Source organism: Neisseria sp. GT4A_CT1 (assembly GCF_000227275.1).
In the GTDB taxonomy this organism is placed as follows: domain Bacteria; phylum Pseudomonadota; class Gammaproteobacteria; order Burkholderiales; family Neisseriaceae; genus Neisseria.
Genome location: NZ_JH164967.1, coordinates 22,712 through 35,215, shown reverse-complemented (window position 1 = coordinate 35,215; position 12,504 = coordinate 22,712). Strand labels below are relative to the sequence as shown.

11 protein-coding genes and 1 tRNA gene are annotated in these 12,504 nt (G+C 50.3%); 6 read left to right on the top strand and 6 right to left on the bottom strand.

What is annotated here, in order from left to right; all coding sequences use genetic code 11:
- Positions 1-2: 2 nt before the first annotated feature.
- From HMPREF1028_RS06925 to tgt, 6 genes are all read right to left on the bottom strand, one after another.
- Positions 3-1,532, bottom strand: coding sequence for an ABC transporter permease/substrate-binding protein (locus tag HMPREF1028_RS06925; protein WP_009312113.1), 1,530 nt, complete (start codon positions 1,530-1,532; stop codon positions 3-5).
- Positions 1,533-1,644: 112 nt separating this feature from the next.
- On the bottom strand, positions 1,645-3,363 hold the full coding sequence (gene argS / locus HMPREF1028_RS06920) for an arginine--tRNA ligase (protein ID WP_009312112.1): 1,719 nt from the start codon (positions 3,361-3,363) through the stop codon (positions 1,645-1,647).
- A gap of 141 nt (positions 3,364-3,504) precedes the next feature.
- Positions 3,505-4,185 carry an excalibur calcium-binding domain-containing protein gene (locus tag HMPREF1028_RS06915; RefSeq protein WP_003757775.1) on the bottom strand — a complete coding sequence of 227 codons (681 nt, stop codon included), beginning with the start codon at positions 4,183-4,185 and terminating at the stop codon, positions 3,505-3,507.
- Positions 4,186-4,389: 204 nt separating this feature from the next.
- Positions 4,390-5,127, bottom strand: coding sequence for a toxin-antitoxin system YwqK family antitoxin (locus HMPREF1028_RS06910; protein ID WP_003757777.1), 738 nt, complete (start codon positions 5,125-5,127; stop codon positions 4,390-4,392).
- Positions 5,128-5,573: 446 nt separating this feature from the next.
- The gene (prmB, locus tag HMPREF1028_RS06905) at positions 5,574-6,473 is read right to left on the bottom strand and encodes a 50S ribosomal protein L3 N(5)-glutamine methyltransferase (RefSeq protein WP_009312111.1); all 900 of its coding nucleotides are present in this window, start codon (positions 6,471-6,473) and stop codon (positions 5,574-5,576) included.
- A 115-nt stretch (positions 6,474-6,588) separates the two neighbouring features.
- Positions 6,589-7,704 carry a tRNA guanosine(34) transglycosylase Tgt gene (gene tgt / locus HMPREF1028_RS06900; RefSeq protein ID WP_009312110.1) on the bottom strand — a complete coding sequence of 372 codons (1,116 nt, stop codon included), beginning with the start codon at positions 7,702-7,704 and terminating at the stop codon, positions 6,589-6,591.
- A 256-nt stretch (positions 7,705-7,960) separates the two neighbouring features.
- On the opposite strand from tgt, the gene HMPREF1028_RS06895 reads away from it, so the two are divergent.
- The 6 genes from HMPREF1028_RS06895 to pheS all read left to right on the top strand — a co-directional run bounded on the left by HMPREF1028_RS06895 (position 7,961) and on the right by pheS (position 12,499).
- Positions 7,961-8,037: transfer RNA gene (locus tag HMPREF1028_RS06895), tRNA-Val, on the top strand.
- 53 nt (positions 8,038-8,090) lie between these two features.
- The gene (gene thrS / locus HMPREF1028_RS06890; RefSeq protein ID WP_009312109.1) at positions 8,091-10,004 is read left to right on the top strand and encodes a threonine--tRNA ligase; all 1,914 of its coding nucleotides are present in this window, start codon (positions 8,091-8,093) and stop codon (positions 10,002-10,004) included.
- A 17-nt stretch (positions 10,005-10,021) separates the two neighbouring features.
- Positions 10,022-10,543 (top strand): translation initiation factor IF-3, encoded by a 522-nt coding sequence (infC, locus tag HMPREF1028_RS06885; RefSeq protein ID WP_074895063.1) that lies wholly within the window; start codon positions 10,022-10,024, stop codon positions 10,541-10,543.
- 146 nt (positions 10,544-10,689) lie between these two features.
- Complete coding sequence (gene rpmI, locus HMPREF1028_RS06880; protein ID WP_002232040.1) at positions 10,690-10,887, top strand: 50S ribosomal protein L35; 198 nt, start codon at positions 10,690-10,692, stop codon at positions 10,885-10,887.
- A gap of 12 nt (positions 10,888-10,899) precedes the next feature.
- The gene (gene rplT, locus HMPREF1028_RS06875; protein WP_002214103.1) at positions 10,900-11,259 is read left to right on the top strand and encodes a 50S ribosomal protein L20; all 360 of its coding nucleotides are present in this window, start codon (positions 10,900-10,902) and stop codon (positions 11,257-11,259) included.
- 247 nt (positions 11,260-11,506) lie between these two features.
- Positions 11,507-12,499 (top strand): phenylalanine--tRNA ligase subunit alpha, encoded by a 993-nt coding sequence (pheS, locus tag HMPREF1028_RS06870; protein WP_036529398.1) that lies wholly within the window; start codon positions 11,507-11,509, stop codon positions 12,497-12,499.
- Positions 12,500-12,504: the final 5 nt, after the last annotated feature.

Genomic DNA, 12,504 nt, shown 5'->3' with positions numbered 1-12,504 from the left:
AATCATTTGCCCTTATCGTTTATCAAACCGTTTTTCTGTAAATAATCCCGCGCTACGTCCGCCGGTTTTTCTCCGCCCACTTTCACGCGGTAGTTCATTTCGGTCATTTCGGCTTCGCTGATTCTGCCTGCCAGTTTGTTCAATGCGTTCACGATGTCGGGATGCTGTTCGGCAAACTCGGTTTTCATCAGCGGCGCGCCTTGGTAGGAGGGAAAAAGGGCGATGTCGTCTGAAAGGACGGCGAGGCGGTATTGTTTGAGGTCGCTGTCGGTGGAATAGGCCTCGACGAGGTCGATTTTGCCGTTTAGGAGGGCGGTGTAGCGCAGGGCGGGTTCGAGCGTCGAGAGGTGGCTAAATTGTATACCGTGTTGTTGCAAACCTTTGTAGCCGTCGGCGCGGTCGGTAAATTCGAGGGTAAAACCGGCGCGGATTTGGTTTTGCACGCGTTTGAGGTCGGATATTTTGTGCAGGTTGTGCGCGGCGGCGTAGTCCTGGCTGACGGCGAGGGCGTAGGTGTTTTGGTATGCCATCGGCGGCAGAAATGTCAGCCGGTGTTGTCGGGCGAGCAGGTCTTTGGCGGTTTGGTAGGTCTGTTCGGGAGAAAGGCGGCGGTTTTGCTGTTCGGCAGGGACTTTGACCAGACTTTCGAGGACGGTACCGGTAAATTCGGGGTAGATGTCGATTTCGCTGCTGTTTAATGCGTTGAACAGGAATGAAGTTTTGCCGAAATTGGGTTTGAGCATCACTTGCGCGCGCGGATTATTTTCTTCAATCAACTGTTTGTACATATTGATGAGAATGTCGGGTTCGCTGCCGAGCTTGCCTGCGATGGTGATTTTTTGTGCGGATGGGTTCGTTTGAAAAATTGGTGCCAAACCAATGGCGATAAGGATGGCAAGCAGGGCGGCGGTAATCGGCATTTTGTGTTTCGATTTTTGCAGTATGCCGATGCCGCCGCTGACCAATACGGCGAGCAGGGCGGACAGCAGCGCGCCGGTAAACGTCATCGCCATGTTGTTGCGGTCGATGCCGAGCAAAATCAGGTTGCCCAAGCCGCCTGCGCCGATAAGCGCGGCGAGTGTTGCCGTGCCGATAATCAATACGGACGCGGTACGGATGCCGGAAATCATGGCGGGCAGCGCCATCGGCAATTCAATGCGCCACAACGCCTGCCATCGGGACAAGCCGAACGCGGTGTGCGCTTCTTTGATGGCGGGGTCGATTTGGCTCAAACCGAGATAGGTGTTCTGAAAAATCGGCAACAGGGCGTAGAGCGTCAGCGCAATCAAAACCGGCGGCGAACCGATGCCGACAAAGGGAATCAGCAAGCCGAGCAGCGCGAGGGACGGGATAGTTTGCAGGATATTGGTTACCTGCAAAACGCCTTCCGCCCAACGCCGTTTGTCCGCCAGCCACACGGCGAGCGGCACGGCCAGCGCAACGGCGCAAAGCAGGGCAATCAGGGAGAGGCGGAGGTGTTCAAGCGTCGCCTGCCACAGTTCGGCTGGCGGGACGGGGAGGAAATCGGGCATAAAGAATTGTCGGAATTGAAAATATTTCCGACAGTATAGCGTAAGGGGCAAAGAAGAGAAAAAGGTCGTCTGAAAATCCGTTTTCAGACGACCTTGGCTTATGGAAAATGCCTTACATCACGTCCAACACATCAATGCCCAGCAAATCCAAGCCTTGTTTCAGCGTGTCGCCGGTGAGCTTCGCCAGTTGCAGGCGGCTGTTGCGGGTTGCGCCTTCGGCTTTGAGTATCGGGCAGGCTTCGTAGAAGCGGCTGAACAGGGTGGCGGTTTGGTAGAGGTAGGCGGCGAGGTAGTGCGGATACGCCGTGTCCGCCACGCTTTGCAGCACGTCTTCGAATTTCAGAAGCTCGGCGGCAAGCTGTTTTTCCAGCGGTTCGGTCAAAACGGTGGGTGCGGTTGCATCCCATTCGCCGGCTTTGCGGAATACGCTCTGTACGCGGGTGTAGGCGTATTGCAGGTAGGGGGCGGTGTTGCCTTCAAACGAGAGCATGGCGTCCCAGTCGAACACATAATCGCTGGTGCGGTTTTTGCTCAAATCAGCGTATTTGACTGCGCCGATGCCGACGGTTTTGCCGATTTTAGCGGCTTCGTCCGCGCCCAATTCGGGATTTTTTTCTTTCACCAAAGCGGTGGCGCGCTCGACGGCTTCGGTCAGCAGGTCAACCAGTTTTACGGTGTCGCCGCTGCGCGTTTTGAACGGTTTGCCGTCTTTGCCCATCATGGTGCCGAAGCCGATAAACTCGGCTTTTGCATCTTCCGGCAGATAGCCTGCTTTGCGGGAAGTGGTGAAAAGTTGTTCGAAGTGCAGGGCTTGGCGGTGGTCGACGACGTAGAGCAGGCGGTCGGCTTTCAGACGACCTATGCGGTAGCGCAGGCACGCCAAATCGGTGGAGGCGTAGAGGAAGCCGCCACCTTGTTTTTGCACGATAAATGCGGCGGGTTCGCCTTCTTTGTTTTTAAACTCGTCCAAGAACACGACTTTCGCGCCGTCGTCTTCGACCGCCAGACCTTTTTGAACCAAATCATCGACCACGGGCTGCAAATCGTCGTTGTATTTCGATTCGCCCGCCACGTCTTCGGGGCGCAGCTTCAAGCCCAGCGTGTCGTAAACGGCTTGGGCGTGCGAGAGCGAAATATCGACAAACTGTTTCCACAACGCCAACACGGTTTCATCGCCGCCTTGCAGCTTCACAACGTATTCGCGCGCGGTGTCGGCAAAGGCGGGGTCTTCGTCAAAGCGCACTTTGGCGGCGCGGTAAAACTGCTCCAAATCCGCCAACTCAAACGCGGCATTATCTTTTTGCTGCTCAACCAAATAAGCAACCAACATGCCGAATTGCGTACCCCAGTCGCCGACGTGGTTTTGGCGGATGACGGTGTTGCCCATAAATTCCAATACGCGCGAAATGCTGTCGCCGATGATGCTGGAACGCAGATGGCCGACGTGCATTTCCTTTGCCAGATTGGGCGAGGAATAGTCGATGACGACGGTTTGCGGTTTGTCGGTTTCCGCTATGCCGAAACGCGTGTCATTCAAAGCCGCATGAATGTTCTGGGCGAGAAATTCGGGGCGCAGACGCAGGTTGATAAAGCCGGGGCCGGCCACTTCCGCGCTTTCAATCACGGCGTTGTCCGCCAATGCTTCGACGACCTTTTGCGCCAATTCGCGCGGATTTTGTTTGGCTTTTTTCGCCGCACCCATCACGCCGTTGATTTGGAAATCGCCGTGTTCGGCGTTTTTGGTCGGCTGCAAAACAACGGGGCTGTCGGCGATGCCTGCGGCGGCAAAGGCGGCGGTGGCTTCGCGTTCGACGGTTTGATGTAGGTTCATGAAGATCGGTCTTTCGGTTAAATTCAAATCAGGCGGTATTTTAAAAGAATTTGGGGTGTTGAAACAGGGCTAAGGTGAAAGGTCGTCTGAAAACCTTGGATTTGGGTTTTCAGACGACCTTTTGCGCAGAGAAGAGATAGGTTAATGCCAACGGCTGTCGTTTTCACATGGAATGCCGTCATGATCACCGTCCATTTTGGTATTCGGACAGAATTTAACGAAGAATTCTGCCTCACTTAAGGAAGTCATTTGGGAACAATATTGACGACCATCGCATTTGAATTCGTTTTTTGATGTTGAAGAGACAGAGGAGTGATCAGATTTTTGGGTGTCCGTAGATTTATGTTTAGCATTTGTACGACCACGGCTGTTGACCGCATCCAACCACTCTTCGCGTTCGGCTTTTATTTTGGCTGCAACTTCTTCCACCATCGTCTTCGGCGGTGCGGCCGCTGCCGCTTGTGCCTGTTGCTGGTATTTCTGCCAGTAATCCCAGCCGAACCATCCGCCGGCGGCAAGCAGGGCGATGATGGGGATAATCAGCAAGAGCTTGGAAAAGGTTTTTTTATACGGCTCAGGTTCGGTGTCGAAAAAGTCGAATTCATCGACACAGTCAAGGGAGAAGCAGATATTTTCGGCTTCGTCGCGTCCGCGTCTGCCTTTGACAATGTCGAATGAGACGCGTTGGCCTTCGGCAGGCGGACGTGTCAGTGTGGTAAAGGCGGAAAGCGGGGCGAACACTTCTGTACCCATGCTTTCTTCGCGGATGGCTCCAAATTGGCGGTTGTCATTCCAGCGTGTAATCGTACCGTAATAGCGCATATTTTTATGTAATTTGAATAGTTGTTGTTTGGGTTGTATTTTAAACGAAATCTGTAAAGGAACAAGGGGAGCGGTTGATATTTAAATGTAAATTCTATGCCATCGGGAACGGCAGGTTTCAGACGACCCCTGTCAGGCCGGCATGATTCGGTAAGGAGAGTGATGTTTTAAACAAAAAAGGAAACATATCGTTTCCCTTTTCTGTTATTCAATAACGTAACCTTCTTTATCCCAATTTGTCTTTTTCACTATTTGGTCGTTGGCGTAAACCGTTTCGGACTTTTTGGCTCCGTCGTCATACCATTCCAAGACAACGCCGTTGCGTTTGCCGTTGGTAATGGTAATTTCAGAAAGGGCGCGGCCGTTTTCGTCCCAACTCATGATTTCGGTCGGTTTGTCGTTGACCATGGTCATTTCGGTTTTCGGGCTGCCGTTGGGATACCATTGCTTCCAGTAGCCGTTTGCCTTGTCGTGTTTGAACTGGATTTCGCTTTCTTTCGTGCCGTTGCGGTAATAGCGTGAGCCGACGCCTTCGCTCAAGCCGTTCAGATAGGGCATGACTGCCGATTTTTTACCGTTGGGGTACCAGTTGGTCCATTCGCCGTTCGGCTTGCCGTTGCGGTAGCTGCCGATCATTTTCTTTTGCCCGTTGAAATGCCAGAGTGTCAAAGTACCGTTGTTGAGGACGGGAACGAAGGTTTTGATCTGCGCCGCCGGTATTTCATACGGGTCGGAATATTTTTTCATGGACGGATAGTAAAAGTCCTGCACTTGCGCTACGCCGGATTCGACGGTGTATTGGCGGACGTAAGCTACCGATGACATTGTGGCGGTAATTTTGCCGTTTTGATTGAAATAAACGGAATGGGTTTGTGCCGAAGCTTGAAGCGACGCGCCAAGCAGGATGCAGGCGGTCAGGCTGTTTGTCCAAAAGTGGTTCATTGTCTGGTTGTTCCGATGTGGCGGAGATGTAAATAATAGGTATTTAGTTGAGTCGTCAAGTCGATAATATTTGAATAAAGCATATTCCGGCTGTTATTCGTCATTATAATCCATCAGGTCATGCGGGTTAAATATAATATTTTTATGAATGCTTATTTAAATACAGACAATAAATATAAGAAATGGTTCCGATTGGAATATTGATTTTGTGTGTAGGGAGGTCGTCTGAAAACAGATTAAACGGATATGTTCAACGTTAATAATATAGTGGATTAACTTTAAACCAGTACGGCGTTGCCTCGCCTTGCCGTACTGTCTGCGGCTTCGTCGCCTTGTCCTGATTTAAAGTTAATCCACTATAATGGTTTGGGGCGAGCACAATCATGAAAATACGGCCGAAAACCTATATGCAGAAGATTTTCGGCCGTATCAAAATCAGCAAGGGATTATTCCAATCCCAGCAATTGCTCTCGGGTCAGCAAGAATACGAATCCGTCGCCGCCGCTGGTTTCCAGCCAAGTGAACGGCAGCTCGGGATAGGCGGCTTCCAATACGTCGCGGTTGTGTCCGATTTCGACCAACAATACGCCTTTGGGATTGAGGTATTTGGCGGCGTGCAGCAGGATTTGACGGGTGGCGTCCAAACCGTCTTCGCCGCTGCCCAAGGCGAGTTCGGGTTCGTGCAGGTATTCGTCTGGCAGCATATCGACTGATTCGGCATCGACATAGGGCGGGTTGGAAACGATCAGGTCGTATGTGCCTTCCAAACCTTCGAACAAATCGGTGTGAATCAGGTTGATGCGCTCTTCCAATCCATAATCTTCGATGTTGATGGCGGCTACTTCCAGCGCATCCAAGCTCAAATCGACGGCGTCAATTTCAGCGGCGGGGTAGTGGTGTGCCATTTGAATGGCGAGGCAGCCGCTGCCGGTACACAAATCCAATGCGCGGTGAACCAATTCGGGGTGTTCTATCCATGGGGTAAGGCTGTCGCCGAGCAGTTCGTAAATAAACGAACGCGGTACGATAACGCGTTCGTCAACATAAAAATCGAAATCGCCTTGCCATGCCTGATGTGTGAGGTAGGCTGCGGGGATGTGTTCGACTGCGCGGCGTTCCAGTACTGCCAACACTTCTTCTTTCTCGCTTTGCAGCAGCTTGGCGTCAAGGTAAGGTTCCAGCGTGTCCAGCGGTAGGTTGAGGGTGTGCAGGATGAGGTAGGCGGCTTCGTCGTGCGCGTTGTCCGAGCCATGCCCGAAAAACAAACCGGCATCGTTGAAACGGCTGACGGCGAAACGCAGGATGTCGCGGACGGTGGTCAATTCTTGGGCTGCTTGGGTAAACATATCGCACTCTCAAATAATGTAAATTAATGTTTGCATTATAACAGCAAGGTCGTCTGAAAACGGTGTTTACTTGAATATAACGTTTTCAGACGACCTCGATAAACATGGTTCAATCTCAATCCACCCCGCGAGCGCGGTTTTCATGGAATTGCGCCTGCCAATCGGCAAATTTCCCTTGCTCGATGGCTTCGCGCATTTCCGCCATGATGACTTGGTAGAAATGCAGGTTGTGGATGGTGTTGAGTTGCGCGCCCAAGATTTCGCCGGCGCGGTGCAGGTGGTGCAGGTAGGCGCGGCTGAAGTTTTGGCAGGCGTAGCAGGTGCAGCTTTCGTCTATCGGGCGTTTGTCGAGCTTGTGTTTGGCGTTTTTGATTTTCAAATCGCCGAAACGGGTGAACAGCCAGCCGTTGCGCGCATTGCGGGTGGGCATGACGCAGTCGAACATGTCCACGCCGTGCGCCACGCCGTAAACGAGGTCTTCGGGTGTGCCGACGCCCATCAGGTAATGCGGTTTATGTTCGGGCAACATCGGTCCGACGGCGCGCAACATGCGGTACATTTCGGGTTTGGGTTCGCCGACAGACAGCCCGCCGATGGCAAGCCCGGGGAAGTCGAATTGTTCCAAGCCGCGCAGCGATTCTTCGCGCAAATTCTCATACATCGCGCCTTGCACGATGCCGAACAGTGCATTCGGGTTCTTCAAATCTTCAAAGGCTTTTTTGCTGCGTTCTGCCCAACGCAGGCTCATTTGCAGGGATTTTTGCGCCTGTTCGTGCGTTGCTTCGCCCGGTGTGCATTCGTCCAACTGCATCACAATGTCGGAATTGAGTACGGTTTGGATTTTCATGGAGATTTCGGGCGAGAGGAAGAGTCTGTCGCCGTTGATCGGGCTTTGGAAGGTACAGCCTTCTTCAGTGAGTTTGCGCATATCGGAGAGCGAAAAAACCTGAAAACCGCCCGAGTCGGTCAAAATCGGTTTGTCCCAGCCGATAAAATCGTGCAGGCCGCCGAATTGTTCGATGACTTCCAAACCGGGACGCAGCCATAAATGGTAAGTGTTGCCCAAAATAATTTGTGCCTTGATATCGTGCAGGTTTTGCGGATTCATTGCCTTAACCGAGCCGTAAGTGCCAACCGGCATGAATACGGGTGTTTCGATTTTGCCGTGGTTCAGTTCCAGCGTGCCGCGTCGGGCATGACCGTCTTTTTTATGTAAGGTAAATTTGAGCATAGGTTGTATCTATAAATGTAGAAAACGGCGTGCGAAGCCGCCGTGCAGTCAAACGATTGAGGTAAAAACGCGATTATAAAGGATTTTCATCGCAATAGCGGTGTTTGAATATTTCAGACGACCTTATTCGTATCGAGATGTTCACTGTTGAAAATGTTTCAAAAAAATCACAATGTTCCGACAATGTCGTCTGAAACCTTGTTTTCATGCTTGCCATTGCGTCAAAGTATCGTCTATAATCTGAACCCTATTAAACAGGCACGTAGCTCAGTTGGTTAGAGCACCACCTTGACATGGTGGGGGTCGTTGGTTCGAATCCAATCGTGCCTACCAAATTTCCCAAACGGCATTTATGCCGTTATTTTTTAATGTTTTGGAGCTTTTTGATGTTGAACATTACCTTGCCGGACGGCTCAGTCCGCCAATACGAATCGCCCGTTACCGTGGCACAGATTGCCGCGTCTATCGGAGCAGGTTTGGCGAAGGCGACGGTGGCGGGTAAGGTAAACGGCAAATTGGTCGATGCGTGCGATCCGATTACCGAAGATTCAACCGTCCAAATCATTACCCCGAAAGACCAAGAAGGCGTTGAAATCATCCGTCACTCTTGCGCCCACCTTGTCGGTCACGCAGTCAAGCAGCTCTATCCTAATGCAAAAATGGTTATCGGCCCCGTCATTGAAGAGGGCTTTTATTACGATATCGCAACGGAAAAACCGTTTACGCCTGAGGATGTTGCCGCTATCGAAGCGCGTATGAAAGAATTGATTGCTCAGGATTATGATGTAATCAAAATCATGACTCCGCGCGCCGAAACCATCAAAATTTTCCAAGATCGCGGCGAAGAATATAAACTGCGCCTGATTGAAGATATGCCCGAAGTTGAAGCAATGGGTATGTATCATCATCAGGAATATGTTGATATGTGCCGCGGTCCGCACGTTCCGAACACACGCTTCCTGAAAAACTTCAAGCTGACCAAGCTGGCAGGTGCATACTGGCGTGGCGACAGCAATAATGAAATGCTGCAACGTATTTACGGCACCGCTTGGGCGACAAAAGACGAATTAAAAGCCTATATCCAGCGTATTGAAGAAGCAGAAAAACGTGACCACCGCAAATTAGGCAAGCAACTGGATTTGTTCCACTTGCAGGACGAAGCACCGGGTATGGTGTTTTGGCATCCCAAAGGTTGGGCTTTGTGGCAGACCATTGAGCAGCATATGCGCAAAGAGCTGAATGCCGCCGGTTACAAGGAAGTCAAAACTCCTCAAATCATGGATAAAACCTTTTGGGAAAAATCCGGTCACTGGGATAACTACAAAGACAATATGTTCGTAACCAGTTCGGAAAAGCGCGAATACGCGGTTAAACCGATGAACTGCCCGGGACATGTTCAGATTTTCAATAACGGTCTGCGCTCGTACCGCGATTTGCCAATGCGTTTAGCAGAATTTGGTTCTTGCCATCGCAACGAGCCGAGCGGTGCATTACATGGACTGATGCGTGTCCGCGGTTTTGTACAAGACGATGCGCATATTTTCTGTACCGAAGATCAAATCGTCAGCGAAGCGCGGGCATTCAATGAATTGCTGGTTCGTATTTACAAGCAATTCGGTTTCCATGATGTGTCCGTCAAACTTTCACTACGTCCTGAGAAGCGCGCCGGTTCAGACGACGTATGGGATAAGGCAGAACAAGGTTTGCGCGAAGCATTGACTGCTTGCGGCGTGGAATGGGACGAATTGCCGGGTGAAGGTGCGTTCTACGGACCTAAAATCGAATATCACGTCAAAGACGCATTGGGACGTTCTTGGCAGTGTGGTACGCTGCAGCTGGATTTTGTGTTGCCGGAACGCTTGGATGCAGAATATGTAACCGAAAATAATGACCGCGCCCGTCCGGTAATGTTGCACCGCGCCATTTTGGGTTCTTTGGAACGATTTATCGGTATTTTGATTGAAAACCATGCAGGTTCTTTCCCATTGTGGTTGGCGCCGGTTCAAATGGTGATTATGAATATCACCGAAAATCAAGCAGATTACTGCCGTGAAGTGGCTGCCAAATTGCAGGTTGCTGGCTTCCGTGTAGAGCTGGATTTGCGTAACGAAAAAATCGGTTACAAAATCCGTGATAACAGCCAATACCGCTTCCCTTATCAAATCGTTGTCGGCGATAAAGAGAAGCAAGAAAACAAAGTGGCCGTGCGCCGCAAAGCAGAAGACTTGGGTTCTTTGGATTTGGATGATTTCATTGCACAACTGCAGCAAGAAATCTCAGACGCCCTTGTCAACCATTAATTTTTATAGGAGTATTCATCATCGCTCAAGAACGCGAAGCACGAATCAATGGCGAAATTACCGCTAAAGAAGTGCGTTTAATCAGTGAGTCAGGCGAACAGCTTGGTGTTGTATCGGTTCGTGAAGCTTTGGCCATGGCCGAAGAGCAGGATGTGGATTTGGTAGAGATTTCCCCTACTGCCAAACCGCCTGTGTGCAAACTGATGGATTACGGTAAATATAAATACCAACAAGCCAAGAAACGCGACGAAGCCAAGAAAAACCAGAAGCAGGTACAAATTAAGGAAATCAAATTCCGTCCGGGTACCGATGAAGGCGATTATCAAATCAAAATGCGCAACATCAACCGCTTCTTGGCTGACGGCGATAAAGTCAAAGTCACGCTTCGTTTCCGCGGGCGTGAAATGGCTCACCAGCAACTCGGGGCGCAACTTTTAGAGCGCGTGAAAGAGGATTTGGCGGAAGTGGCTCAAATCGAATCCTTCCCTAAAATGGAAGGCCGTCAAATGGTGATGATGATTGCACCGAAGAAAAAATAAAGTTATAATTTTCAGCTTACTCCGATTGCCGCTTCGGAGTAAGCTTTTGATTGGCGGCAAAAACCGTGGCATTTTGGGTTCAAGTGTTTGAAACCAATGTTTTAAAACCCCCTGATGCCTTATCTAATAACGAATGGAGTTTTCCCATGCCTAAAATGAAAACCAAGTCTAGCGCGAAAAAACGCTTCAAAGTACTGGGTAACGGCGGTGTAAAACGCGCTCATGCGTTCAAACGCCACATCTTGACTAAAAAGACCACTAAAAACAAACGCCAACTGCGCGGTACCTCTATGGTAAACGATCGCGATTTGGCTTCTGTTGCTAAAATGTTACCCTACGCTTAAGGAGTTTAGAATATGCCACGCGTAAAACGCGGTGTAACCGCTCGTGCCCGTCACCAAAAAATCTTCGCGTTAGCCAAAGGCTACCGCGGTCGTCGTAAAAACGTATACCGCGTTGCCAAGCAAGCGGTAATGAAAGCCGGTCAATACGCATACCGTGACCGTCGTCAACGCAAACGCCAATTCCGTCAATTGTGGATTGTCCGTATCAATGCAGGTGCTCGTGAAAACGGTCTGTCTTACAGCAAATTTATGAACGGTCTGAAACGCGCCTCTATCGAAATCGACCGCAAAGTATTGGCTGATCTGGCTGTGTTCGATAAAGCCGCTTTTGCACAATTGGTTGAGAAAGCCAAAGCTGCTTTGGCTGCTTAATCCAAAAAAATTTGAAAAGGAAGCTACGGCTTCCTTTTTTCTTTGTTTGAAGAAAGTCTATGTGATTGATTTTCTTTCTTTAAAGCCTATTTTTTTGAATTGATTTGCGCTAAAATACGCCGATTCTATCAAACGGATTGGCCGTAAACGATACAAGGTCGTCTGAAAAGTTTGGCAACACCAAACCATACAGGCGGCCTCATTGTTTCAGACGACCCATCATCAACCGACAGACGATAAAACCACTATGGAAAATGTAAACCGTATCGTTGCAGAAGGCATTGCCGCCGTAGAAGCAGCGCAAGACTTCAACGCTCTAGAACAAATCAAAGCCCGTTATCTTGGTAAAACCGGCGAATTGACCGGACTTCTGAAAACCTTAGGTCAAATGTCGCCTGAAGAGCGCAAAACCATAGGTGCGCATATCAATGAGTGCAAAAACCAGTTTCAGACGACCTTTAACAATAAACGCGATGCCCTCAACGAAGCCAAACTTCAAGCCCAGCTTGCCGCCGAAGCACTCGATATTACCCTGCCCGGACGCGCGCAGGAAAATGGCGGTCTTCATCCCGTAACTCTGACCTTGCAGCGCGTGGTCGAACTCTTTCACGGCATGGGTTTTGAAGTGGCAGACGGCCCGGAAATCGAAGACGATTTCCACAACTTCCAAGCTCTGAACATTCCCGCAAACCATCCGGCACGCGCCATGCAGGATACGTTCTACGTTGAAAACGGCGATGTTTTGCGCACGCACACTTCCCCGATTCAAATCCGCTATATGCTCGACAAAAAAGAGCCGCCTATCCGCATTATTGCCCCCGGCCGCGTTTACCGTGTGGACAGCGATGCTACGCACTCGCCTATGTTCCACCAAGCTGAAGGTCTGTGGGTGGAAGAGGGTGTAACTTTCGCCGATTTGAAAGCCGTGTTTACCGATTTTATCCGCCGCTTTTTTGAACGCGATGATTTGCAAGTACGTTTCCGTCCGTCTTTCTTCCCGTTTACCGAACCGTCTGCCGAAATCGACATCATGGGCGAAAACGGCAAATGGCTGGAAGTCGGCGGCTGCGGCATGGTGCATCCCAATGTATTGAAAAACGTGAATATCGACCCCGAGAAATACACCGGTTTCGCCTTCGGCATCGGCCTCGACCGTTTTGCCATGTTGCGTTACAACGTGAATGATTTGCGGCTGTTTTTCGATAACGATTTGAACTTTTTGAAGCAGTTTGCGAAATGATTGTG

What these genes read in the sequence shown, in the direction of transcription:
- rpmI (WP_002232040.1), top strand. Translation starts at nt 10,690, where the DNA reads ATGCCTAAAATGAAAACCAAGTCTAGCGCGAAAAAACGCTTCAAAGTA.
- prmB (WP_009312111.1), bottom strand. Translation starts at nt 6,473, where the DNA reads ATGTTTACCCAAGCAGCCCAAGAATTGACCACCGTCCGCGACATCCTG.
- tgt (WP_009312110.1), bottom strand. Translation starts at nt 7,704, where the DNA reads ATGCTCAAATTTACCTTACATAAAAAAGACGGTCATGCCCGACGCGGC.
- thrS (WP_009312109.1), top strand. Translation starts at nt 8,091, where the DNA reads ATGTTGAACATTACCTTGCCGGACGGCTCAGTCCGCCAATACGAATCG.
- pheS (WP_036529398.1), top strand. Translation starts at nt 11,507, where the DNA reads ATGGAAAATGTAAACCGTATCGTTGCAGAAGGCATTGCCGCCGTAGAA.
- rplT (WP_002214103.1), top strand. Translation starts at nt 10,900, where the DNA reads ATGCCACGCGTAAAACGCGGTGTAACCGCTCGTGCCCGTCACCAAAAA.
- HMPREF1028_RS06925 (WP_009312113.1), bottom strand. Translation starts at nt 1,532, where the DNA reads ATGCCCGATTTCCTCCCCGTCCCGCCAGCCGAACTGTGGCAGGCGACG.
- argS (WP_009312112.1), bottom strand. Translation starts at nt 3,363, where the DNA reads ATGAACCTACATCAAACCGTCGAACGCGAAGCCACCGCCGCCTTTGCC.
- HMPREF1028_RS06915 (WP_003757775.1), bottom strand. Translation starts at nt 4,185, where the DNA reads ATGCGCTATTACGGTACGATTACACGCTGGAATGACAACCGCCAATTT.
- HMPREF1028_RS06910 (WP_003757777.1), bottom strand. Translation starts at nt 5,127, where the DNA reads ATGAACCACTTTTGGACAAACAGCCTGACCGCCTGCATCCTGCTTGGC.